Origin of the sequence: Clostridium sp. CM027 (assembly GCF_024730565.1) — a bacterium.
In the GTDB taxonomy this organism is placed as follows: domain Bacteria; phylum Bacillota; class Clostridia; order Clostridiales; family Clostridiaceae; genus Clostridium_AD; species Clostridium_AD estertheticum_B.
In genome coordinates this window covers 3,718,332-3,741,694 of the sequence record NZ_CP077725.1, presented here as the reverse complement: position 1 = coordinate 3,741,694, position 23,363 = coordinate 3,718,332, and the positions used below count along the sequence as shown (strand labels likewise).

Annotated in this window: 12 protein-coding genes and 6 rRNA genes; 4 read left to right on the top strand and 14 right to left on the bottom strand. The window is 39.7% G+C overall.

From position 1 onward, the window contains the following. The 5 genes from KTC92_RS17775 to pdxS all read right to left on the bottom strand — a co-directional run bounded on the left by KTC92_RS17775 (position 1) and on the right by pdxS (position 6,016). Positions 1-1,035 carry an ABC transporter permease gene (locus KTC92_RS17775; protein ID WP_216301617.1) on the bottom strand — a complete coding sequence of 345 codons (1,035 nt, stop codon included), beginning with the start codon at positions 1,033-1,035 and terminating at the stop codon, positions 1-3. Continuing rightward, the gene (locus tag KTC92_RS17770; RefSeq protein WP_258280643.1) at positions 1,023-2,690 is read right to left on the bottom strand and encodes a sugar ABC transporter ATP-binding protein; all 1,668 of its coding nucleotides are present in this window, start codon (positions 2,688-2,690) and stop codon (positions 1,023-1,025) included. Before KTC92_RS17770 ends, KTC92_RS17775 begins: the two co-directional genes overlap by 13 nt. 127 nt (positions 2,691-2,817) lie before the next feature. Continuing rightward, positions 2,818-4,029, bottom strand: coding sequence for a DUF3798 domain-containing protein (locus KTC92_RS17765; RefSeq protein WP_258280642.1), 1,212 nt, complete (start codon positions 4,027-4,029; stop codon positions 2,818-2,820). 527 nt (positions 4,030-4,556) lie between these two features. Continuing rightward, entirely contained in the window at positions 4,557-5,144 is a 588-nt protein-coding gene (gene pdxT / locus KTC92_RS17760) for a pyridoxal 5'-phosphate synthase glutaminase subunit PdxT (RefSeq protein WP_220286676.1), read from the bottom strand. A 2-nt stretch (positions 5,145-5,146) separates the two neighbouring features. Continuing rightward, on the bottom strand, positions 5,147-6,016 hold the full coding sequence (gene pdxS, locus KTC92_RS17755) for a pyridoxal 5'-phosphate synthase lyase subunit PdxS (RefSeq protein ID WP_216301614.1): 870 nt from the start codon (positions 6,014-6,016) through the stop codon (positions 5,147-5,149). Between the two features lie 272 nt (positions 6,017-6,288). Between pdxS and KTC92_RS17750 the strand changes: the two genes are divergently transcribed. Further along, the gene (locus KTC92_RS17750) at positions 6,289-6,396 is read left to right on the top strand and encodes a hypothetical protein (RefSeq protein WP_216301808.1); all 108 of its coding nucleotides are present in this window, start codon (positions 6,289-6,291) and stop codon (positions 6,394-6,396) included. Positions 6,397-6,664: 268 nt separating this feature from the next. Here the strand turns inward: KTC92_RS17750 and KTC92_RS17745 are convergent, their stop codons facing one another. The 5 genes from KTC92_RS17745 to KTC92_RS17725 form a co-directional block, all read right to left on the bottom strand. Further along, positions 6,665-8,125 carry an IS1182 family transposase gene (locus tag KTC92_RS17745; protein WP_220287894.1) on the bottom strand — a complete coding sequence of 487 codons (1,461 nt, stop codon included), beginning with the start codon at positions 8,123-8,125 and terminating at the stop codon, positions 6,665-6,667. 166 nt (positions 8,126-8,291) lie between these two features. After that, positions 8,292-8,408, bottom strand: a 5S ribosomal RNA gene (gene rrf, locus KTC92_RS17740). A 116-nt stretch (positions 8,409-8,524) separates the two neighbouring features. Then, positions 8,525-11,450: ribosomal RNA gene (locus KTC92_RS17735) — 23S ribosomal RNA — on the bottom strand. Between the two features lie 292 nt (positions 11,451-11,742). Further along, a 16S ribosomal RNA gene (locus KTC92_RS17730) occupies positions 11,743-13,260 on the bottom strand. Positions 13,261-13,829: 569 nt separating this feature from the next. Then, a complete protein-coding gene (locus KTC92_RS17725; RefSeq protein ID WP_258280785.1) occupies positions 13,830-14,024 on the bottom strand; it encodes an ATP-binding protein in 195 nt (64 codons plus the stop codon). A 258-nt stretch (positions 14,025-14,282) separates the two neighbouring features. Here KTC92_RS17725 and KTC92_RS17720 point away from each other — a divergent pair, with 258 nt between their 5' ends. After that, positions 14,283-14,567 carry a conjugal transfer protein TraX gene (locus KTC92_RS17720; RefSeq protein WP_258280641.1) on the top strand — a complete coding sequence of 95 codons (285 nt, stop codon included), beginning with the start codon at positions 14,283-14,285 and terminating at the stop codon, positions 14,565-14,567. Beyond that, entirely contained in the window at positions 14,548-14,973 is a 426-nt protein-coding gene (locus KTC92_RS17715; RefSeq protein ID WP_258280640.1) for a conjugal transfer protein TraX, read from the top strand. Before KTC92_RS17720 ends, KTC92_RS17715 begins: the two co-directional genes overlap by 20 nt. Positions 14,974-15,042: 69 nt before the next feature. On the opposite strand, the gene rrf (KTC92_RS17710) is transcribed toward KTC92_RS17715, so the two are convergent. The 3 genes from rrf (KTC92_RS17710) to KTC92_RS17700 all read right to left on the bottom strand — a co-directional run bounded on the left by rrf (KTC92_RS17710) (position 15,043) and on the right by KTC92_RS17700 (position 20,011). Further along, a 5S ribosomal RNA gene (gene rrf, locus KTC92_RS17710) occupies positions 15,043-15,159 on the bottom strand. Between the two features lie 116 nt (positions 15,160-15,275). Next, positions 15,276-18,201 (bottom strand): 23S ribosomal RNA (locus KTC92_RS17705). A gap of 292 nt (positions 18,202-18,493) precedes the next feature. Further along, a 16S ribosomal RNA gene (locus tag KTC92_RS17700) occupies positions 18,494-20,011 on the bottom strand. Together the 16S, 23S and 5S rRNA genes form the textbook arrangement of a ribosomal RNA operon. Positions 20,012-20,977: 966 nt before the next feature. On the opposite strand from KTC92_RS17700, the gene KTC92_RS17695 reads away from it, so the two are divergent. Continuing rightward, positions 20,978-22,840, top strand: a complete 1,863-nt coding sequence (locus KTC92_RS17695) for a glycoside hydrolase family 20 zincin-like fold domain-containing protein (RefSeq protein ID WP_220287781.1) — start codon at positions 20,978-20,980, stop codon at positions 22,838-22,840. Positions 22,841-22,999: 159 nt separating this feature from the next. Here the strand turns inward: KTC92_RS17695 and KTC92_RS17690 are convergent, their stop codons facing one another. Beyond that, on the bottom strand, positions 23,000-23,182 hold the full coding sequence (locus tag KTC92_RS17690; RefSeq protein ID WP_165414411.1) for a hypothetical protein: 183 nt from the start codon (positions 23,180-23,182) through the stop codon (positions 23,000-23,002). Positions 23,183-23,363 lie beyond the last annotated feature (181 nt).

Genomic DNA, 23,363 nt, shown 5'->3' with positions numbered 1-23,363 from the left:
CTACCTCCCTTTCCGCGTCAGTGCATATACAATCAATCCGTTAGAAACTATTATTCGGATGATTTCAGACATATCAATATTTATGGCGCTGTTTATCACTGACGGCGTCATTGTCAAAATACCTTGAAACAAAAATGTTCCAATAACTACATTGGCAATTGTTGCTTTATTAACGCAGGCGCCTCCAAGTAGAACAGCTGCCACCGATGGAAATACAAATGCTAAGGGAGAGTTGAACATTTGAACAAAACCAAAGCTTTGCTGAAAAACAATCATACCAACTGCCGCTAGCATTGTTGACAGCATTACTGATACTACTCTCATTTTATTAATATTAATTCCTGACGCCCTTGCATAATCCGGATTAGAGCCCACCGCTGTAATAGCTGTACCAATCTTTGTTTTAAAAAATCCCCAAACTATCAAACACATAAGAATAAAAAATAAAATCATTCCTGTAGGGATAATTAGATATTTTGAAACAGGAATTTTTAAGATATCACTAAGTACATGTATCCAGTACTCTTCAAGACTAATTGTGACCCTAAGCCCCTCACCTTTGAACCCCATAACACTTGCTGGGTTTTTAAAGGGAAGTTTGAGCCATAATATATTCATTAAAAAGACGAACGAGAAACCCACATATGTGGCTATAATCATTTCATCGCCTTTAACTCGATTTAGAAGCAATCCATAAAGAAAACCCAAAACTGCGGCCATAGCAAGTCCTACTAGAAAGGCTACTCCGATTCCTGCCATACCTGTAAGATTAAGCTCTAGGCTCACCACGGCCCCCATCATTCCTGATATAAGGCCTACTGGAACACCAAAGTTCAGGCCACATCCTGATTGAATCATAGGCACCATAGAAAGTACCATAATACCACTCATACCAAAACGCACAATAACATCATTTAAAGATGCATCAACCTTTACCCCGAAAATAGGAGCGACAATAAATAATGCTAAAAGGAACATGGCAATGATGATGCGAGCCCATCCAAAGTTTTTGATGAATTTATTTATCTGAGCCATGTTTTTTCACCCTCTTCGTTTATCTTAAATTCTCCCGCCATTAATAACCCAAAATCAACTACAGGAGCATCTGGTGGCAGAATACCAAATATTTTCCCTTCACAAACAATAGCTATCCTATCACTAATAGATTTAAGTTCTTCCAGTTCTGAGGATATTATAACTATAGTTGTGTTGTTTTCTTCGTTATATTTTCTTAATGCATCTAAAACCAATTTTTTTGCTCCAACATCTATACCGCGGGTAGGCTCAGAGACAAAAAGTAACTTTGGCTTCATAGCAAATGCCTTTGCAAGGCAAACTTTTTGTTGATTTCCACCTGAGAGATTACGCACTGGCTGACGCTGGCTAGTGCACCGAATTTCTAGTGACTTTATGTATTCCAGCGCACATGCTTTCATAGCTTTCTCATCACGCCACTTAATCGCCCCCCCTAAATAACTTTTAAGAAATTTGTTTTGTACTTGCATGGCATTAAAAGCAATATTCCAGTCAATAGGTTCATCTAAAAGTAATCCAACACCTCTACGGTCCTCAGATACAAATGCTATGCCACTTTGTAGCGCATTTAATGTATTGTTTAAACGGAGTGGTTTATCCTCAAAGAAAATCTCCCCGCCTGACATAAAAAGTCCCATAATTCCATTAGGAATTCCAAGCTTACCTTGCCCTGCAAGACCACCAATACCTAAAATTTCACCTCTACGAACCTTTAATGAAACATTTTTAATTGTTTCACCAGGCATGTCCACCCAGAGATTTCGAGTTTCGAAAATTATATCCTTTTCGTCAATTTTTACTACTGGCCTTATATATTTAGCTTCTGCATCAACATCTCTACCTACCATCCATTCCGCAATTTGTCTTACATCCACATTCTCTGCTGGTGTCTCTACAACAACTAACCCATCCCTGAGTACAACAATAGTATCGCAAATGGCTGTTATTTCATGAAGTCTGTGAGATATAAACACAATGGAAATACCGATATCTGCAAGAAGCCTCATAGATTTCAATAGAACCTCAGCTTCAGATTCTGTAAGTACTGCAGTTGGCTCATCCAAAACAATAAGTTTAACCCCACTTCTGTTAATTTCACGTGCTATTTCTATAAATTGCTTATGCCCAACTGGCATTTCAGATACCAGTGTTTCTGTATCCAGCCGAACCCCTAATGTATCTATGGCCTTTTGAGCGCTCTTTCGAATTTCTGGTAAGTCTATAGTTTCCATACGTTTACCTAGGACCTTTGAAATCAAGCTTTTCTTGGTCTTTTCCATGTTAAGAAGTACATTCTCTCCTACCGTAAATCCAGGAATTAGTGAAAATTCTTGGTGTACCATTCCTATTCCTGCTTTTAAAGCATCCACAGGGCTCTTGAATTTGATTTTTTCTCCATTTAAATAAACAGAACCTTCATAACCGCCAGTTTCAGAAATCACCTTCATACCAAATAAGATATTCATCAATGTAGATTTGCCCGCTCCATTCTCTCCGACAAGTCCCAATATCTTTCCTTTTTCAAGTGTGAAACTTATATCTTTAAGCACTCTGTTTCCGTCATATTCTTTGCCAACGCCTTCTACCTTAAGTAGTACATTTTCTGTAGACAATAAATTCACCTCTATCCCAACATAAGGAAAATTACTTTGCACACATATGCAAGCAAAGCAATTCACACTTATTTGGTTATAATAATAATAATAATAATAATAATAATAATAATAATACACTGAGAATAGTCTATATAGACCGCTTCCTAAATGTTCAATATTTTTTAGCTTATTTTGTAAGCTTATATTGTGCTGGTACAACTTCTTTACTGTTACCTAGGTATCCTTTTCCAAATACATAAGTGTCTTGATAAATCATTACGTGGTTAGAAATCTCGTTTCCACTAACTCTATCTGTATACAGTGAACCATTCCACTCAGCGCCTGGTGTATATGCACCAAATGCCTTTATTACATCAGAAAGATTGCCCTTTTGCATTGTGCCTTCTACCACGTTCTTGCCATATTCTACTAAACCTTCACTAGCTGTGTATCCATAAGAAAATGCCCATGTACCCATTCTTTCAGAACCACCTTTAGCAACTACAGTTTCTTCAACTTTTTTAAGGATAGCAGGCCAATCTCCAGCTTCTTCTTTTAAATCAATACCGAATGCACCCGGATACCCCATTACTGGTGAAGGAAGATCTGGTTCAACAAATATCGCCCCCAGTTCTGCAACACGTTTTAGAAGTGGCTCTGTTTGAGCATCATTTGTGCAGAAAAATGCTGTATCTTCTCCATATTTTTCAACCCATGCAGGCATTTTTTCAAGAATAAATTGTTGTGCTCCTGGAACTCCAACGTCACTGGTAGGGTCTGGAGCTGTTTCAAATACGAATTTAATTCCTAAGTCTTTACAAGCTTGTTCCATAATATTTTTTCTGAGTGAAAGAAGTTCTATACTCATATGTCTAGGGAAAGAAATGTGCACGAAAGTTTTTGCGCCCATCTTTTTCGCAGCGAGTATCATAAGGTATCCACGGCTTACGTTATCAGGATCCACAACTAAATCCGCAGCTTCTTCAATCATAGCACTATCTTCTTGAGAAGAATTAGCTAACAATAATATATCAGGTCTTTTTTCACGAATCTGCTTAAATGCTGCAACAGTACCTGGAACTGCTTGATTTACTACTATTACTTTCATGTCTGCATCATCTGCAAGACCAGTAATTGTTCCAATAGTAGTTTCTAGTTCTTGCGTAAAATTATCTGGATAAGTAACATGCTTTATCATTCCGCCGGAAGCAGCATCGCCATACTTTTTAATCATTGCTTCGGCACCACGCAACTCATCCTCACCTTGTGATACAGTACCCGTAACAATACCAATGTGCATCTTTTTCGCCTCATCTCCAGCAGGTGTTTTTTTTGCGCACCCTACCACACCTAATGTTAGAACTAAACTTAAACCAATTGCTAATGATCTTTTTAACATTATAAGTCCCCCTTTTTTCATTTTTCAGAGTAATTCTCATTTATAATACAAAAATCCTAAGTATAATAGCTCCCAATATGCGCAAGTCTAAACCCATATTATTTAACTATTTACTTTTCTTGGATTATTAAACGCTTCTGTTAATCGACCCTATAATGACCATAAAATTCTAACTTTATGCAATTAATTCCTTTTCAATAAAGAAATCAGCACCTCTGTTATTAAACAGAAGTGCTGATTTTTCTTAAAATCACTTGCTAAATTGAAAATCTTTCAAAATTAATCTAAGAACAATGTTGTGAGGATCTCAAGTGACACAAAAGACAGCTACCAAAACTACCATCAATGTATGCCTTATCACCTACCTTGGCTTTTACAAGACTATTAGTAAAGTCACCAAGTTGATAAATGTTTACCCTAAGAGCTGCCTACTATTGCAGATTATTTTAAGTATAAATAAACATCCCATACATTTTAATTTTCAAATAAGTTCGAAACTTAAAATGTATGGGAATAATATTAATTTATTAATAAAGCTTTGTATTATTAGAGCTGCACATTTTTATGAAATATTTATGAACTTCTAAGCTATCAGTAAGTTCCGGATGGAAAGACGTAGCAAACATATTATTTTGTTTTGCTGCTACAATTTTCCCATCAAGAGTACATATTATTTTAACATCCCTCGAAACTTCTGTAATTAATGGACCTCGAATAAAAACTAGTGGCAATGGCTCACTTGAAATCTTATCGATTACAACACTCCTTTTAAAGCTATCGATTTGGCTTCCGTAGGCATTTCTTTTTACTTTTATATCCATAATTTTAAGATATTCATTGTCTGTTCCCTCAATGTATTTAGCAAGTAGTATCATACCAGCACAAGTTCCCCACACAGGTAATCCTGAGAGTATTTTTTCTCTTAAAGGCATAATCATATTTCTTTCCTTTAAAATTTTCCCTATCGTTGTACTTTCCCCACCTGGTAAAATGATCCCTTGTATATCTTTGATATCCTCAATTTTCTTAATCTCTGCAGCTTCATGACCAAGCTTATTAATATGATTTATATGTTCTATTACACCACCCTGAAGTGATAAAACTCCAATTCTCAATTTTACCATCCTCTTTCTGAAAACTTCTCTTTAATCTCGCTTATTTCTAGGCCACTCATTGCTTCTCCAAGGTTTTCAGAAACTTCTGCTATAACTTTTGGATCATTATAGTATGTAGTTGCTAAAACTATAGCTTTTGCTACAGCCTGTGGATTTTCCGCTTTAAATATTGCTGAACCAACAAAAACTCCTTCTGCCCCAAGTTGCATCATGAGTGCTGCATCAGCTGGCGTTGCTATTCCACCTGCAGCGAAATTTACTACTGGAAGTTTACCATTTTCCCATACATATTCAATTAAATTAATTGGGGCACCAAAGTCTTTAGCAATTGTCATTAGCTCTTCTTTTGGAGCATTTTTCACTTTTCTAATTTCATCCATTATACATCTCATGTGCCTGACAGCTTCTACTACATTTCCTGTGCCTGCTTCACCTTTTGTTCTTATCATTGCAGCACCTTCTCCAATCCTTCTTAGTGCCTCTCCTAAATTTCTTGCTCCACAAACATAAGGAACTTTAAAATTCCATTTATTTATATGATACTGCTCATCTGCTGGAGTCAAAACTTCACTTTCATCTATAAAATCTACCCCTATTTCCTGCAAAATTTGTGCCTCAACAAAATGTCCTATCCTACCTTTAGCCATTACTGGAATAGAAACGGCTGCCTTTATTTCTTTAATCATTCTAGGGTCAGACATTCTAGCCACACCACCCTCTTTTCTAATATCTGATGGTACTCTCTCTAGTGCCATTACCGCACAAGCCCCTGCCTTTTCTGCAATTATTGCCTGTTCCACATTCACAACGTCCATTATTACTCCGCCCTTTAGCATTTGAGCTAAATTTTTATTAATTTCATATCTTTCCATAGAATAACCTCCAAAAAATTTATTTAATAGTAAAAGTATACCATATGTATATAGCATATAATAGTGTATGGATACACTTATAGTCTAAGCGGTAAATAAAAAAAGCTTTACATTAAACTATTTTACTAATGGCAAATAATCATTAAATAAATTAAACAAGGGGAGCTCATATTATGAGTTGTAGTGTTGGTCCAGTATAAATTCACTTTACTATCAAAATGTTGAAATAGATAAAAATATAGTTACCATCCCGGCAATAAACTTCCACTTATATACAAATAGAATACAATGGACAAAGGTATTTTAGGGTTGGTATTTCTGCGAATATTGATACGGCTTCACTAAATGCTTTATTTAGTGATATTAATAGAAGAAGCTAATTGCCCCGTACCTGGCGCACTAATAGAAGGAGCTTAACCATTTTCGGTCAAGCTCCTTTTATTAGTGTCTTCACTTGTTATATTATAAGCTGACTGACAATCACCTTATAATATATTTCACCAAAATAAAAACCACTAAGTTAAACTGAGGCCGCTGAAAAAAGCACTCTTTATTTAGTAGAGTTTTCAAGCTTGAATAGAAAAAGCATGAGATATCCATATTTGGGATATCTCATGCTTTTTATTTTATAATTAAGTTTTAAAAGCCCTATTTCATGCTTTTCAACTTAATTATTCTCTTTAGATTCACAGTGAAGATTGATAATGCACCTTGCATTTGCATGCTAATTAAGCCTGACGATATTGCTACATCATAGCTATGTTGGTGCTTAAGTTCACTGTTTTTAGCCTCTATCATATAACGTTCCCTAGCTCGTTTTTTAAAATATTCACTTTTTTCGAACTCTATTTGATCTTTGTGAGTATTTGACTTTATTGAAACTGAATAAGTTTTAGATTTAGCGCCTTCTTTATAACACCCATCTTTATGAACACAATTTTTACACTTTTCTACATTAAAATAGTAGGTTAGCACTTGATTTTTACCAACATTCTTCTTTCCCTGTTTTGCTTTTTTAATAGCCATATGACCTGCCGGACATACAAATAAACCAGCATCTTTATTAAACTCAAATTCATCTTCTTTTTTTCGCATTCCTTGTGAAATTACAGGATTTAGTCTTGAAATTAATGCAATTTTATTTTCTTTTGTATATTCTAGGTTTTTCTTTTCAGAATAAGCTGTATCTCCAATTACTTCATTTACATCTATACCAGCCTCACGGCTTTTTTCTATTAAGGTTATGAGCTCCTTTCCATCACTTTTTTCGCCAGTTGTAATAACAGCTGCTGTAATTAAACGTTCTTCACTCATAGCAAGGTGTGATTTATATCCAAAAAAAGAACTATCCTCAGTTTTATGCCCCACTTTTGCATCCTCATCTTTTGATATTTTTAGATTTTCTAAGTCATCATTAATAGCTTCCATTAAGTAGTTTAATTTAGTTTTCACAGCTGGATTTGCTGCAGTTTCTGGCTTCTCGTTTATGGTATCAATTAATAATTTGCAGTACTCAAGAATATCTTCAAGTACTCCAGTTGTAACTTTATTAGGTAACTCTTCTTTAATACCAGGATGTACTCCGTACAATGTTTTTCTTAAGTTTTTTGCACGTTTCAATAATTCCTCGCTTGCTGACTTTTGGTTATAACGTGACTTGGTATGCGTAGCATCAACTATTATTGCTTTACTTTTTAAAACTCCCTCTTTTATAGCAAGTTCTACAGTCTTGTTTATTAATAAATCCAATAAATTCATGTCTTTAAGGCGAAGCTTTCTAAATTTAGTTAGTGTACTTGAGTTTATTAAATTTGTTTCTTCTGGGGCTAAATTTAGAAAATATTTAAAGGACATGTCATAAAGAGTTCTTTCAACAACATCTTCATCAGACAATTCATATATTACTTTCAAAAGTAAATATTTAAATAGCATTATGGGGTTAATAGCACCTCTACCCATAGATGAACTATAGTTAATCATCAATTCGTCATAAACAAATGAAAAGTCAACAAGGTCATTAATTTGCTTTAAAATGTTATCTTTCGGAATAATTAACGAATATAAGCTATGGTATGTATTTATTTTTATTTCCAATTGTCCTTTTAGCATAATAGTTTAGCCCCTTTTATTTTATTCTACTATACTAATTCGACATATCTTTTAAAATTCCTTTTTGTTTTTTAGTCTTTTATATAAAAAAATCGCCATCTTTAATTAGATGACGATTTTTCATATAGTTTTTCAGTGGCCTCGTTAAACTTAGTGGTTTTTTCTTACCTGGCGACAACCTACTCTTCCACAAGGTCACCCCTGCAGTACCATCGGCGCATTGAAGCTTAACCTTCGTGTTCGGTATGGGAACGGGTGTTACCTTCATGCCATAATCACCAGATTGAGAATATAAATATTCTCTGAAAATTGCACAGTGAATTAGTCTTTTCGCTCACGCTCAAAGCCTCGCTTCTTTCTTACGAAAGAAGTATATCGCATTACTTTTAATTATATATTTAGGTCAAGCCCTCGACTTATTAGTATTAGTCAGCTGAACATGTTACCATGCTTACACCTCTAACCTATCAACCTGGTGGTCTTCCAGGAGTCTTACTAACACCGCACTTACGTGCGAGTTATGGGAAATCTCATCTCAGGGTGGGCTTCACGCTTAGATGCTTTCAGCGTTTATCCCTTCCAAACATAGCTACCCAGCGATGCCACTGGCGTGACAACTGGTGCACCAGAGGTTTGTCCATCCCGGTCCTCTCGTACTAAGGACAGCTCCCTTCAAATTTCCTACGCCCGCGACGGATAGGGACCGAACTGTCTCACGACGTTCTGAACCCAGCTCGCGTGCCGCTTTAATGGGCGAACAGCCCAACCCTTGGGACCTACTTCAGCCCCAGGATGCGACGAGCCGACATCGAGGTGCCAAACCTCCCCGTCGATGTGGACTCTTGGGGGAGATCAGCCTGTTATCCCCGAGGTAGCTTTTATCCGTTGAGCGATGGCCCTCCCACGAGGTACCACCGGATCACTAAGCCCGACTTTCGTCCCTGCTCCACTTGTAAGTGTCGCAGTCAGGCTCCCTTCTGCCTTTGCACTCTTCGCGCGATTTCCAACCGCGCTGAGGGAACCTTTGGGCGCCTCCGTTACTTTTTTGGAGGCGACCGCCCCAGTCAAACTGCCCACCTAACAATGTCCTGTGACCAGATTCATGGCCTCCAGTTAGAACCTCAGTACTGTCAGGGTGGTATCCCAAGGATGACTCCACACAGGCTGACGCCCATGTTTCTCAGTCTCCCACCTATCCTGTACAGACAATACCGAAATTCAATGCTAAGCTACAGTAAAGCTCTACGGGGTCTTTCCGTCCAATCGCGGGTAGCAAGCATCTTCACTTGCACTACAATTTCGCCGGATGTGTTGTTGAGACAGTGCCCAAATCATTACGCCATTCGTGCGGGTCGGAACTTACCCGACAAGGAATTTCGCTACCTTAGGACCGTTATAGTTACGGCCGCCGTTTACTGGGGCTTAAGTTCATACCTTCGCTTGCGCTAAGTAATCCCCTTAACCTTCCAGCACCGGGCAGGCGTCAGCCCCTATACATCAGCTTTCGCTTTAGCAGAGACCTGTGTTTTTGCTAAACAGTTGCTTGGGCCTATTCTCTGCGACCTACTTACGTAGGCACCCCTTCTCCCGAAGTTACGGGGTCAATTTGCCGAGTTCCTTAACAACAATTCTTCCGATGGTCTTAGGATTCTCTCCTCACCTACCTGTGTCGGTTTGCGGTACGGGCACCAATATCCTCGATAGAGACTTTTCTTGGCAGCGTGGAATCAGATACTTCGGGAATAAATTCCCTTCCCCATAACATCTCAGCGTTAAGAGCAAACGGATTTGCCTGCTTGCTCCGCCTAAATGCTTAGACACACATCCAATAGTGTGCACATCTTATCCTCCTGCGTCATCCCATTTCTAATAACGTCCATTGGTGGTATCGGAATATCAACCGATTGTCCATCACCTACGCCTTTCGGCCTCGGCTTAGGTCCCGACTAACCCTGAGAGGACGAGCCTTCCTCAGGAAACCTTAGGTTTTCGACCGTTAAGATTCTCACTTAACTCTCGCTACTCATGCCAACATTCTCACTTCTGTACCGTCCACCACTCCTTACGGTATGACTTCAGCCAGTACAGAAAGCTCCTCTACCGCGTACACAATTGTGTACACCCATAGCTTCGGTGGTAAGTTTTAGCCCCGGACATCTTCGGCGCAGGATCTCTTGACTAGTGAGCTATTACGCACTCTTTAAATGAGTGGCTGCTTCTGAGCCAACATCCTAGTTGTCTTAGAAATCCCACATCCTTTTCCACTTAACTTACACTTTGGGACCTTAGCTGATGGTCTGGGCTGTTTCCCTTTTGACTACGGATCTTATCATTCGCAGTCTGACTGCCGAAATAAAAGTATATGGCATTCGGAGTTTGATAGGGTTCAGTAACTGTTGTCAGCCCCTAGCCCATTCAGTGCTCTACCTCCATTACTCAATTAATCGACGCTAGCCCTAAAGCTATTTCGAGGAGAACCAGCTATCTCCGAGTTCGATTGGAATTTCTCCGCTATCCACAGCTCATCCCATGGTTTTTCAACACCAACGTGGTTCGGACCTCCACGGAATTTTACTTCCGCTTCATCCTGGCCATGGATAGGTCACCCGGTTTCGGGTCTACGACATGCAACTATGCGCCCTATTCAGACTTGGTTTCCCTTCGGCTCCGTACCTTAAGTACTTAACCTTGCTACATATCGTAACTCGTTGGCTCGTTCTACAAAAAGCACGCCGTCACACATATAAAGTGCTTCGACCGGTTGTAGGCACACGGTTTCAGGTTCTATTTCACTCCCCTTCCGGGGTTCTTTTCACCTTTCCCTCACGGTACTTCTTCACTATCGGTCACTAGGTAGTATTTAGCCTTGGGAGGTGGTCCTCCCAGCTTCCCACAAGGTTTCACGTGTCTCGTGGTACTCTGGATTAGATCTGACTGTTTTTCCTTTTCATTTACAGGCCTATTACCTTCTGCGGAGCAGCTTTCCAGCTATCTTCAATTAAGGAATTGCAGTATTTATGATCTATCCTCAACCCCCAGATCAAAGACCTGGGTTTGGGCTCTTTCCCTTTCGCTCGCCGCTACTTAGGAAATCGATGTTTCTTTCTCTTCCTCCGGGTACTTAGATGTTTCAGTTCCCCGGGTCTACCTCTGCATACCTATTTATTCAGTATGCAGTACATAGTTGTTACTATGTGGGTTCCCCCATTCGGAAATCTTTGGATCACAGGCTATTTGCGCCTACCCAAAGCTTATCGCAGCTTAACGCGTCCTTCTTCGGCTCCTAGTGCCAAGGCATTCGCCATGCGCCCTTTGTAGCTTGACCTTGATTCTGTCTATTTACATAGACGGTTATATTAATTTTGCGAAATTGTATTAAATTAATTTATAAACTACTTGCGTAGTTTTAATTTTTTTAAAACAACTTTTTTCACTGTGCAATTTTCAAAGAACATTTTAAGAAAAACTATTCATTATCTAACTCCTAAGAGTTAGATAAAATTAGTCTCTCAAAATTAAACAGAGAACTAGGTACGATTAATTACAATAGATATTTTTGAAGAACAAATTAATATTCTTCTATTGCATCGACCGAAGTCAATACATCTACTCCCTAGAAAGGAGGTGATCCAGCCGCAGGTTCTCCTACGGCTACCTTGTTACGACTTCACCCCAATCATCAATCCCACCTTCGGCCGCTGGCTCCTTACGGTTACCTCACGGACTTCGGGTGTTACCAACTCTCATGGTGTGACGGGCGGTGTGTACAAGGCCCGGGAACGTATTCACCGCGACATGCTGATTCGCGATTACTAGCAACTCCGGCTTCATGTAGGCGAGTTGCAGCCTACAATCCGAACTGGGATGAGTTTTTGAGTTTGGCTCCACCTTGCGGTCTTGCATCTCTTTGTACTCACCATTGTAGCACGTGTGTAGCCCTAGACATAAGGGGCATGATGATTTGACGTCATCCCCACCTTCCTCCCGGTTAACCCGGGCAGTCTCACTAGAGTGCTCAACTTAATGGTAGCAACTAATGATAAGGGTTGCGCTCGTTGCGGGACTTAACCCAACATCTCACGACACGAGCTGACGACAACCATGCACCACCTGTCACCCTGTCCCGAAGGACTTCGCCCATCTCTGGGTTATGCAGGGGATGTCAAGTCTAGGTAAGGTTCTTCGCGTTGCTTCGAATTAAACCACATGCTCCGCTGCTTGTGCGGGCCCCCGTCAATTCCTTTGAGTTTTAATCTTGCGATCGTACTCCCCAGGCGGAATACTTAATGTGTTAACGGCGGCACCGAGGTTCGACCCCCGACACCTAGTATTCATCGTTTACGGCGTGGACTACCAGGGTATCTAATCCTGTTTGCTCCCCACGCTTTCATGCCTCAGCGTCAGTTACAGTCCAGTAAGTCGCCTTCGCCACTGGTGTTCTTCCTAATCTCTACGCATTTCACCGCTACACTAGGAATTCCACTTACCTCTCCTGCACTCTAGACACCCAGTTTCAAATGCAGCACCCAAGTTAAGCTCGGGTATTTCACATCTGACTTAAATGTCCGCCTACGCATCCTTTACGCCCAGTAAATCCGGACAACGCTTGCCACCTACGTATTACCGCGGCTGCTGGCACGTAGTTAGCCGTGGCTTCCTCCTCTGGTACCGTCATTATCGTCCCAGAAGACAGAACTTTACAACCCGAAGGCCTTCATCATTCACGCGGCGTTGCTGCGTCAGGGTTTCCCCCATTGCGCAATATTCCCCACTGCTGCCTCCCGTAGGAGTCTGGACCGTGTCTCAGTTCCAATGTGGCCGATCACCCTCTCAGGTCGGCTACGCATCGTCGCCTTGGTGAGCCGTTACCTCACCAACTAGCTAATGCGCCGCGGGTCCATCTCAAAGTGGAATTTTCCGAAGAAAAATCCTTTGATGTTTCGATCATGCGACCAAAACATATTATGCGGTATTAATCTCCCTTTCGGGAGGCTATTCCCCTCTTTGAGGCAGGTTACCCACGTGTTACTCACCCGTCCGCCGCTAATCCACCCCGAAAGGTTTCATCGCTCGACTTGCATGTGTTAGGCACGCCGCCAGCGTTCGTCCTGAGCCAGGATCAAACTCTCAATTTAAAAGTTTACACTTTTTTAGTTGAAATGATTAATCTGCGACAACTGTTAAGTTGTTACGCAAGCTCATTACATACTTTTAGTCTTACGACTAAATTTTACTTTATACTAAAGTAATTAACTGGTTTAACGAAATATTATTTCGCTATCTTTACCTATTTCTCTGTTTAATTTTCAAAGACCAATTCGCTTTGTCATCATGTGACGACTCCTACTATATTACTATGTATTTCTTGTTTTGTCAACAACTTCTTTTAATATTTTTTAAACATATTAAATAGTTATCAACACTTAGTTTATCGTGCACTCGTTTGTGACGACAAGGAGTATTCTATCACAAGAATAAAAACCTATATTTAGCCTCCTTGCTGTATATCGCTATTATTCTTTATTTTCTCTATATTGATTCATAATTCTTTGTTTTGTTTATATTGACACACATGGTTAAGTATATGATAACATTTTTACATTTACGCATATAACTAATTTATTTATAAGCGTTATTAATACGTTTTTAGATTCTATACTTTTTAACCATATCAATAATGATCTATTCACTTCATTTAAACTATCTAAAAATTCTCTTTGAAAGTAATTATAAACTCTGTATATTCGTTATATATTGAATCCACATATATACCATGATCTAGTTTTTCACATAATTCTTTTGTTAAATACAACCCAAGGCCTGTAGATTTGGCATTATTTCTACCATTAGTTCCAGTAAACCCTTTTTCAAAAATTCTATTTAAGTCTTCTTTTTTTATACCACAGCCTTGGATACTTTATATATTACGTTATAACTCTAAAGTATGCTAAAAATATGATTATAAAATAACCTTTGGTACTGAAAAGAGGTATATACTACGCAAAGAATAATCAGCTACAATTTGCATAATATATGCTCTTTCTTATTTGCTGGGAGTATTACAAAAACGTAAGGGAAATGTAATGAAGTTAGATGGTTTCCGCTCTCTTTAAAATATATAATAGACACATAAGATAACAAAAAGGAGAATAAAAATATGAAAAAATTAGATGCATTTCAATTAAAGATTATAGCACTTATAGTAATGCTTATGGATCATTTATACTTCGCATTTGGACAAGTATTTCCATTATGGTTTCATCCATTATCAAGATTTGTAGCACCATTATTTGCATTCTTAATGGTGGAAGGATTATTTCACACAAAAAATAAATTTAAGTATAACATCAGATTATTTGGATGGCCTGTATTTATGCAAGCAGAAAATTTTGTAATAAATAGGGTTTTAGGATCAGCAGAGTTTGCCGTTCACAATAATTAATTTATTTGAATATAGTAAAAAAAATGTTGGCGCTAAAAAGACGGGATTAATAGTACTTGCAATAGTTCTTATTCCACTAGGAGTATTTACAGAGGGTGGTATTGTTTTGATACCATTTACATTAATAGCATATTTCTTTAGAGGCAATAAGAAAAGAGTTATAATTGGATGTGTAATATTATTCATACTTTTATTCTATATGAGTTATATCCCATACGAAACGCCACAAGAGACAATAAACATGTTAATGTTCAATTCAGATTTCTTATTTATTCTAGCAGCTCCATTTATGCTTTTATATAATGGAAAAAGAGGGGTTAACAATAAATTTAGTAAGTATTTATTCTACGTTTTTTATCCATTGCACTTATGGATATTAGCAATAATACAATTTCTATTGAAGTAAGATTTGTGGTACCTTGTGCCACCAGGACGAAATAAAAAACACTAAGTTATAACTTAGTGTTTTTTTCTTACCTGGCGACAACCTACTCTTCCACAAGGTCACCCCTGCAGTACCATCGGCGCATTGAAGCTTAACCTTCGTGTTCGGTATGGGAACGGGTGTTACCTTCATGCCATAATCACCAGATTGAGAATATAAATATTCTCTGAAAATTGCACAGTGAATTAGTCTTTTCGCTCACGCTCAAAGCCTCGCTTCTTTCTTACGAAAGAAGTATATCGCATTACTTTTAATTATATATTTAGGTCAAGCCCTCGACTTATTAGTATTAGTCAGCTGAACATGTTACCATGCTTACACCTCTAACCTATCAACCTGGTGGTCTTCCAGGAGTCTTACTAACACCGCACTTACGTGCGAGTTATGGGAAATCTCATCTCAGGGTGGGCTTCACGCTTAGATGCTTTCAGCGTTTATCCCTTCCAAACATAGCTACCCAGCGATGCCACTGGCGTGACAACTGGTGCACCAGAGGTTTGTCCATCCCGGTCCTCTCGTACTAAGGACAGCTCCCTTCAAATTTCCTACGCCCGCGACGGATAGGGACCGAACTGTCTCACGACGTTCTGAACCCAGCTCGCGTGCCGCTTTAATGGGCGAACAGCCCAACCCTTGGGACCTACTTCAGCCCCAGGATGCGACGAGCCGACATCGAGGTGCCAAACCTCCCCGTCGATGTGGACTCTTGGGGGAGATCAGCCTGTTATCCCCGAGGTAGCTTTTATCCGTTGAGCGATGGCCCTCCCACGAGGTACCACCGGATCACTAAGCCCGACTTTCGTCCCTGCTCCACTTGTAAGTGTCGCAGTCAGGCTCCCTTCTGCCTTTGCACTCTTCGCGCGATTTCCAACCGCGCTGAGGGAACCTTTGGGCGCCTCCGTTACTTTTTTGGAGGCGACCGCCCCAGTCAAACTGCCCACCTAACAATGTCCTGTGACCAGATTCATGGCCTCCAGTTAGAACCTCAGTACTGTCAGGGTGGTATCCCAAGGATGACTCCACACAGGCTGACGCCCATGTTTCTCAGTCTCCCACCTATCCTGTACAGACAATACCGAAATTCAATGCTAAGCTACAGTAAAGCTCTACGGGGTCTTTCCGTCCAATCGCGGGTAGCAAGCATCTTCACTTGCACTACAATTTCGCCGGATGTGTTGTTGAGACAGTGCCCAAATCATTACGCCATTCGTGCGGGTCGGAACTTACCCGACAAGGAATTTCGCTACCTTAGGACCGTTATAGTTACGGCCGCCGTTTACTGGGGCTTAAGTTCATACCTTCGCTTGCGCTAAGTAATCCCCTTAACCTTCCAGCACCGGGCAGGCGTCAGCCCCTATACATCAGCTTTCGCTTTAGCAGAGACCTGTGTTTTTGCTAAACAGTTGCTTGGGCCTATTCTCTGCGACCTACTTACGTAGGCACCCCTTCTCCCGAAGTTACGGGGTCAATTTGCCGAGTTCCTTAACAACAATTCTTCCGATGGTCTTAGGATTCTCTCCTCACCTACCTGTGTCGGTTTGCGGTACGGGCACCAATATCCTCGATAGAGACTTTTCTTGGCAGCGTGGAATCAGATACTTCAGGAATAAATTCCCTTCCCCATCACATCTCAGCGTTAAGAGCAAACGGATTTGCCTGTCTGCTCCGCCTAAATGCTTAGACACACATCCAATAGTGTGCACATCTTATCCTCCTGCGTCATCCCATTTCTAATAACGTCCATTGGTGGTATCGGAATATCAACCGATTGTCCATCACCTACGCCTTTCGGCCTCGGCTTAGGTCCCGACTAACCCTGAGAGGACGAGCCTTCCTCAGGAAACCTTAGGTTTTCGACCGTTAAGATTCTCACTTAACTCTCGCTACTCATGCCAACATTCTCACTTCTGTACCGTCCACCACTCCTTACGGTATGACTTCAGCCAGTACAGAAAGCTCCTCTACCGCGTACACAATTGTGTACACCCATAGCTTCGGTGGTAAGTTTTAGCCCCGGACATCTTCGGCGCAGGATCTCTTGACTAGTGAGCTATTACGCACTCTTTAAATGAGTGGCTGCTTCTGAGCCAACATCCTAGTTGTCTTAGAAATCCCACATCCTTTTCCACTTAACTTACACTTTGGGACCTTAGCTGATGGTCTGGGCTGTTTCCCTTTTGACTACGGATCTTATCATTCGCAGTCTGACTGCCGAAATAAAAGTATATGGCATTCGGAGTTTGATAGGGTTCAGTAACTGTTGTCAGCCCCTAGCCCATTCAGTGCTCTACCTCCATTACTCAATTAATCGACGCTAGCCCTAAAGCTATTTCGAGGAGAACCAGCTATCTCCGAGTTCGATTGGAATTTCTCCGCTATCCACAGCTCATCCCATGGTTTTTCAACACCAACGTGGTTCGGACCTCCACGGAATTTTACTTCCGCTTCATCCTGGCCATGGATAGGTCACCCGGTTTCGGGTCTACGACATGCAACTATGCGCCCTATTCAGACTTGGTTTCCCTTCGGCTCCGTACCTTAAGTACTTAACCTTGCTACATATCGTAACTCGTTGGCTCGTTCTACAAAAAGCACGCCGTCACACATATAAAGTGCTTCGACCGGTTGTAGGCACACGGTTTCAGGTTCTATTTCACTCCCCTTCCGGGGTTCTTTTCACCTTTCCCTCACGGTACTTCTTCACTATCGGTCACTAGGTAGTATTTAGCCTTGGGAGGTGGTCCTCCCAGCTTCCCACAAGGTTTCACGTGTCTCGTGGTACTCTGGATTAGATCTGACTGTTTTTCCTTTTCATTTACAGGCCTATTACCTTCTGCGGAGCAGCTTTCCAGCTATCTTCAATTAAGGAATTGCAGTATTTATGATCTATCCTCAACCCCCAGATCAAAGACCTGGGTTTGGGCTCTTTCCCTTTCGCTCGCCGCTACTTAGGAAATCGATGTTTCTTTCTCTTCCTCCGGGTACTTAGATGTTTCAGTTCCCCGGGTCTACCTCTGCATACCTATTTATTCAGTATGCAGTACATAGTTGTTACTATGTGGGTTCCCCCATTCGGAAATCTTTGGATCACAGGCTATTTGCGCCTACCCAAAGCTTATCGCAGCTTAACGCGTCCTTCTTCGGCTCCTAGTGCCAAGGCATTCGCCATGCGCCCTTTGTAGCTTGACCTTGATTCTGTCTATTTACATAGACGGTTATATTAATTTTGCGAAATTGTATTAAATTAATTTATAAACTACTTGCGTAGTTTTAATTTTTTTAAAACAACTTTTTTCACTGTGCAATTTTCAAAGAACATTTTAAGAAAAACTATTCATTATCTAACTCCTAAGAGTTAGATAAAATTAGTCTCTCAAAATTAAACAGAGAACTAGGTACGATTAATTACAATAGATATTTTTGAAGAACAAATTAATATTCTTCTATTGCATCGACCGAAGTCAATACATCTACTCCCTAGAAAGGAGGTGATCCAGCCGCAGGTTCTCCTACGGCTACCTTGTTACGACTTCACCCCAATCATCAATCCCACCTTCGGCCGCTGGCTCCTTACGGTTACCTCACGGACTTCGGGTGTTACCAACTCTCATGGTGTGACGGGCGGTGTGTACAAGGCCCGGGAACGTATTCACCGCGACATGCTGATTCGCGATTACTAGCAACTCCGGCTTCATGTAGGCGAGTTGCAGCCTACAATCCGAACTGGGATGAGTTTTTGAGTTTGGCTCCACCTTGCGGTCTTGCATCTCTTTGTACTCACCATTGTAGCACGTGTGTAGCCCTAGACATAAGGGGCATGATGATTTGACGTCATCCCCACCTTCCTCCCGGTTAACCCGGGCAGTCTCACTAGAGTGCTCAACTTAATGGTAGCAACTAATGATAAGGGTTGCGCTCGTTGCGGGACTTAACCCAACATCTCACGACACGAGCTGACGACAACCATGCACCACCTGTCACCCTGTCCCGAAGGACTTCGCCCATCTCTGGGTTATGCAGGGGATGTCAAGTCTAGGTAAGGTTCTTCGCGTTGCTTCGAATTAAACCACATGCTCCGCTGCTTGTGCGGGCCCCCGTCAATTCCTTTGAGTTTTAATCTTGCGATCGTACTCCCCAGGCGGAATACTTAATGTGTTAACGGCGGCACCGAGGTTCGACCCCCGACACCTAGTATTCATCGTTTACGGCGTGGACTACCAGGGTATCTAATCCTGTTTGCTCCCCACGCTTTCATGCCTCAGCGTCAGTTACAGTCCAGTAAGTCGCCTTCGCCACTGGTGTTCTTCCTAATCTCTACGCATTTCACCGCTACACTAGGAATTCCACTTACCTCTCCTGCACTCTAGACACCCAGTTTCAAATGCAGCACCCAAGTTAAGCTCGGGTATTTCACATCTGACTTAAATGTCCGCCTACGCATCCTTTACGCCCAGTAAATCCGGACAACGCTTGCCACCTACGTATTACCGCGGCTGCTGGCACGTAGTTAGCCGTGGCTTCCTCCTCTGGTACCGTCATTATCGTCCCAGAAGACAGAACTTTACAACCCGAAGGCCTTCATCATTCACGCGGCGTTGCTGCGTCAGGGTTTCCCCCATTGCGCAATATTCCCCACTGCTGCCTCCCGTAGGAGTCTGGACCGTGTCTCAGTTCCAATGTGGCCGATCACCCTCTCAGGTCGGCTACGCATCGTCGCCTTGGTGAGCCGTTACCTCACCAACTAGCTAATGCGCCGCGGGTCCATCTCAAAGTGGAATTTTCCGAAGAAAAATCCTTTGATGTTTCGATCATGCGACCAAAACATATTATGCGGTATTAATCTCCCTTTCGGGAGGCTATTCCCCTCTTTGAGGCAGGTTACCCACGTGTTACTCACCCGTCCGCCGCTAATCCACCCCGAAAGGTTTCATCGCTCGACTTGCATGTGTTAGGCACGCCGCCAGCGTTCGTCCTGAGCCAGGATCAAACTCTCAATTTAAAAGTTTACACTTTTTTAGTTGAAATGATTAATCTGCGACAACTGTTAAGTTGTTACGCAAGCTCATTACATACTTTTAGTCTTACGACTAAATTTTACTTTATACTAAAGTAATTAACTGGTTTAACGAAATATTATTTCGCTATCTTTACCTATTTCTCTGTTTAATTTTCAAAGACCAATTCGCTTTGTCATCATGTGACGACTTCTACTATATTACTAGGTATTTCTTGTTTTGTCAACATTTTTTTAATTTATTTTCATTTGAAAACATACTAAATAGTTATCAACAGTTAGCTTATCGTGCCACTCGTTTGTGACGACAAGGAGTATTCTATCATATAAATAAGGTCATAATTTCACAATATAGGTACTCTAGCTAGATTATATTCATTTTTCTACATGTAAGTCTAAATAATTCAATATTTCGCATCCAGATACACATGGCTAAGTATTATCAATACATTTCAAAATCAACTCTATTAGTATCAATATATAATATCTTACCGTTTTATATATTGATAACACATTTTTTATTTCTTTTAACAAGATGCATTTATAATAGACACATATAATGTAGAAAGTTAACATATACGCTTTTACTATATATGTAGTTTATTTTTACACAAATGTTAATATAAACACTTCTAAGTCTTAGACTATGGCTTGAAACCGTATCCTTGTTATTAATTGCTTTTGGTAATTTTTTTATTATCTATAAGTCTATTGATTTCTTCTCCAATATGGTATAGCGTAGAGAAGTAGGTAAGAGTTTGATTTAAAATATTTTTTGTTCATTTTATTAGCATCTTTTTATATAAAGTTTATCGCAAAACTATTATAAAATGGATGCTTTTATTTTATAGATATTTTTCTCTATAATACTCAGTAAAATCGGGATTTATTACCCTAGTTAAGGGCTAGTAACCCGGATTCTAATCAAACAAAATTTAGGGAGTGTACAATATGTTTTTAATACCAAGTCCAAAACAATTAGAACTAAATAAAGGTACATTGCAACTTAGACGTGATACGGAGATAGTCTTAGATTACCAATGTGATTTTGATGACTTAAATGCCGCGATTGTATTACAAGATGAAATTCAGCAACAATTAGGCTTCAAATTAGTAATAAATAAGGCCTTTGATTGCCATAATGATAAAACCGTAATTAGATTTAAAAAAGTATCAGGTCCAAAAGAGGCTTACACCTTAATTATTGGTGGAACCTGCATCGAAATATGTGCTGCTACTTCCATAGGCATATTTTATGGAGTACAGACATTTAGACAAATTATTAGGCAAAATGGAACTTTACTTCCAAATCTCAAAATTGAAGACGAGCCATATTTTACTAACCGTGGGTTCTATCATGATGTTACAAGAGGCAAGGTACCAACACTTGAAATGCTTATGGAACTAGTTGACAGGGCAGCTTTTTATAAAATTAATCAGTTGCAATTGTATATAGAACATACTTTTGCATTTAAAGGCATGAGTGAAATATGGATGGACAAAGATCCACTAACAGCGGAGGAAATATTAATACTTGACCAATATTGCAAAAAAAGGCATGTTGAATTAATCCCATCCTTGTCTACCTTCGGGCATATGTATGAGGTGCTTAGGTCAAAGTCCTTCAATGAATTGTGTGAGCTAGAAAACAGTGAGGGAGGCGAGTACTCTTTTGGTCATAGAATGGTTTCACACACACTGGATGCAACTAATGAAGGTAGCATAAAACTAGTTGAAGAAATGCTAATGCAATATATACCGCTATTTAGCTCAGACACATTCAATATATGCTGTGATGAAACCTTTGATTTAGGAAAGGGTAAAAGTAAAGCCAAAGCCGATGAAGTTGGGGTTGGAATGTTATATGTTGAATTTTTGAACAAAGTAATAGATATAGTCAAGAAAAAAGGCAAGAAGGTTATGTTCTGGGGGGATGTGATTTTACATCATCCTGAACTTTTAAATAATATAAGTAAGGATGCCATATGTCTTAATTGGGACTATAACGAAAATGCCAAAGAGGATGGCACAAAAGCAATAACTGAGTCAGGTATGGAGCAGTACGTGTGCCCAGGTGTATGGGGATGGAATCAACTAGTGAACAAAGTCGATAAGGGTTTTGAGAATATTAAAAGAATGGTAGCCTATGGTGTTAAATATGGTGCAACAGGCGTTCTCAATACTGACTGGGGAGATTTTGGTCATATAAATTTTTTAAGTAGCTCAATTCCAGGCATGGCATACGGAGCGTCCTTATCATGGAACCCAGATGGCGAGAAAGAGTTTGAAAATGTATTTAAAGCGTTGTCCTTAATAGAGTATGGTGATGACTCACTTGAACTCGTGTCTCTACTTAATAAATTATCCAAGGAGCAGATCGTAGGCTGGTATGAACTAGTCGAATGGAAAGAAAATCATTGTAAAAATTCAGATATTAAAGAAAGTTTCAGCGAGCTTGATTGGAAAAAGATTTTAGCTGGTTATGACATAGCTTGTGAAATAGAAAATAAGTTTACTACATTGTCTAAAAAAGTGTGCATAAACACCTTTGATCTGCAAGAATTTATTGTTTCAGCAAGGGCAATACAACTTGTGAATAGCTTTTTCCTAAATCTTTTGAAGAATGAGTATTCTAAAAATGATGTAGATACAGTATTTAGTCCAATGGATCTCGCAGAAAATCTCGAAGTATGGTTCTGTGATTATGCAAAAATCTGGAGGGCACGAAATAAGGAAAGTGAACTATATAGAATTAGAGAAATCATAGTTTATACTTGTAGATACTTAAGGGGAATATGCTTGGTAGCTTGCTAATAAGGTAGCTTGCTAATAAGTTATGTTATCTATAAAAAAATTAAGGTATTTCTTTGGTTTATCTTAACATAAAAATAATCCTCCCAAATTGGGAGGATTATTTTTATGTTTCAGACTGTTTACAAACAACTGACTCTAATATAATAGCTACATTATTTTTTAACACCAATCTATATCGCTATCATTATAATAAACCCTTAACCAGTCGCCATTTATTAAATTAACTTTAATTTCTATATCTTTCCCAGGCTCATTGTATTCTTGAAAACCCATAATACAATCTTTTGATTCTTTACTTTTTAGTTCTAAATAATCTTGAAATAATATTTCATGTTTATACATTTTTACTACCTTCCTTTAACCACTTGGTATTTAATTTTGCCACCTGATAATCTTTAATATTTATTTTTGTAATTATATCCAGTTTTGTTTACATTAATCATTATACACCATACGACAATTTGCAACAAAAATAAACTAGCTTAGCCTCAGATAGTCATAAATATTTCTATAAACGAAAAAA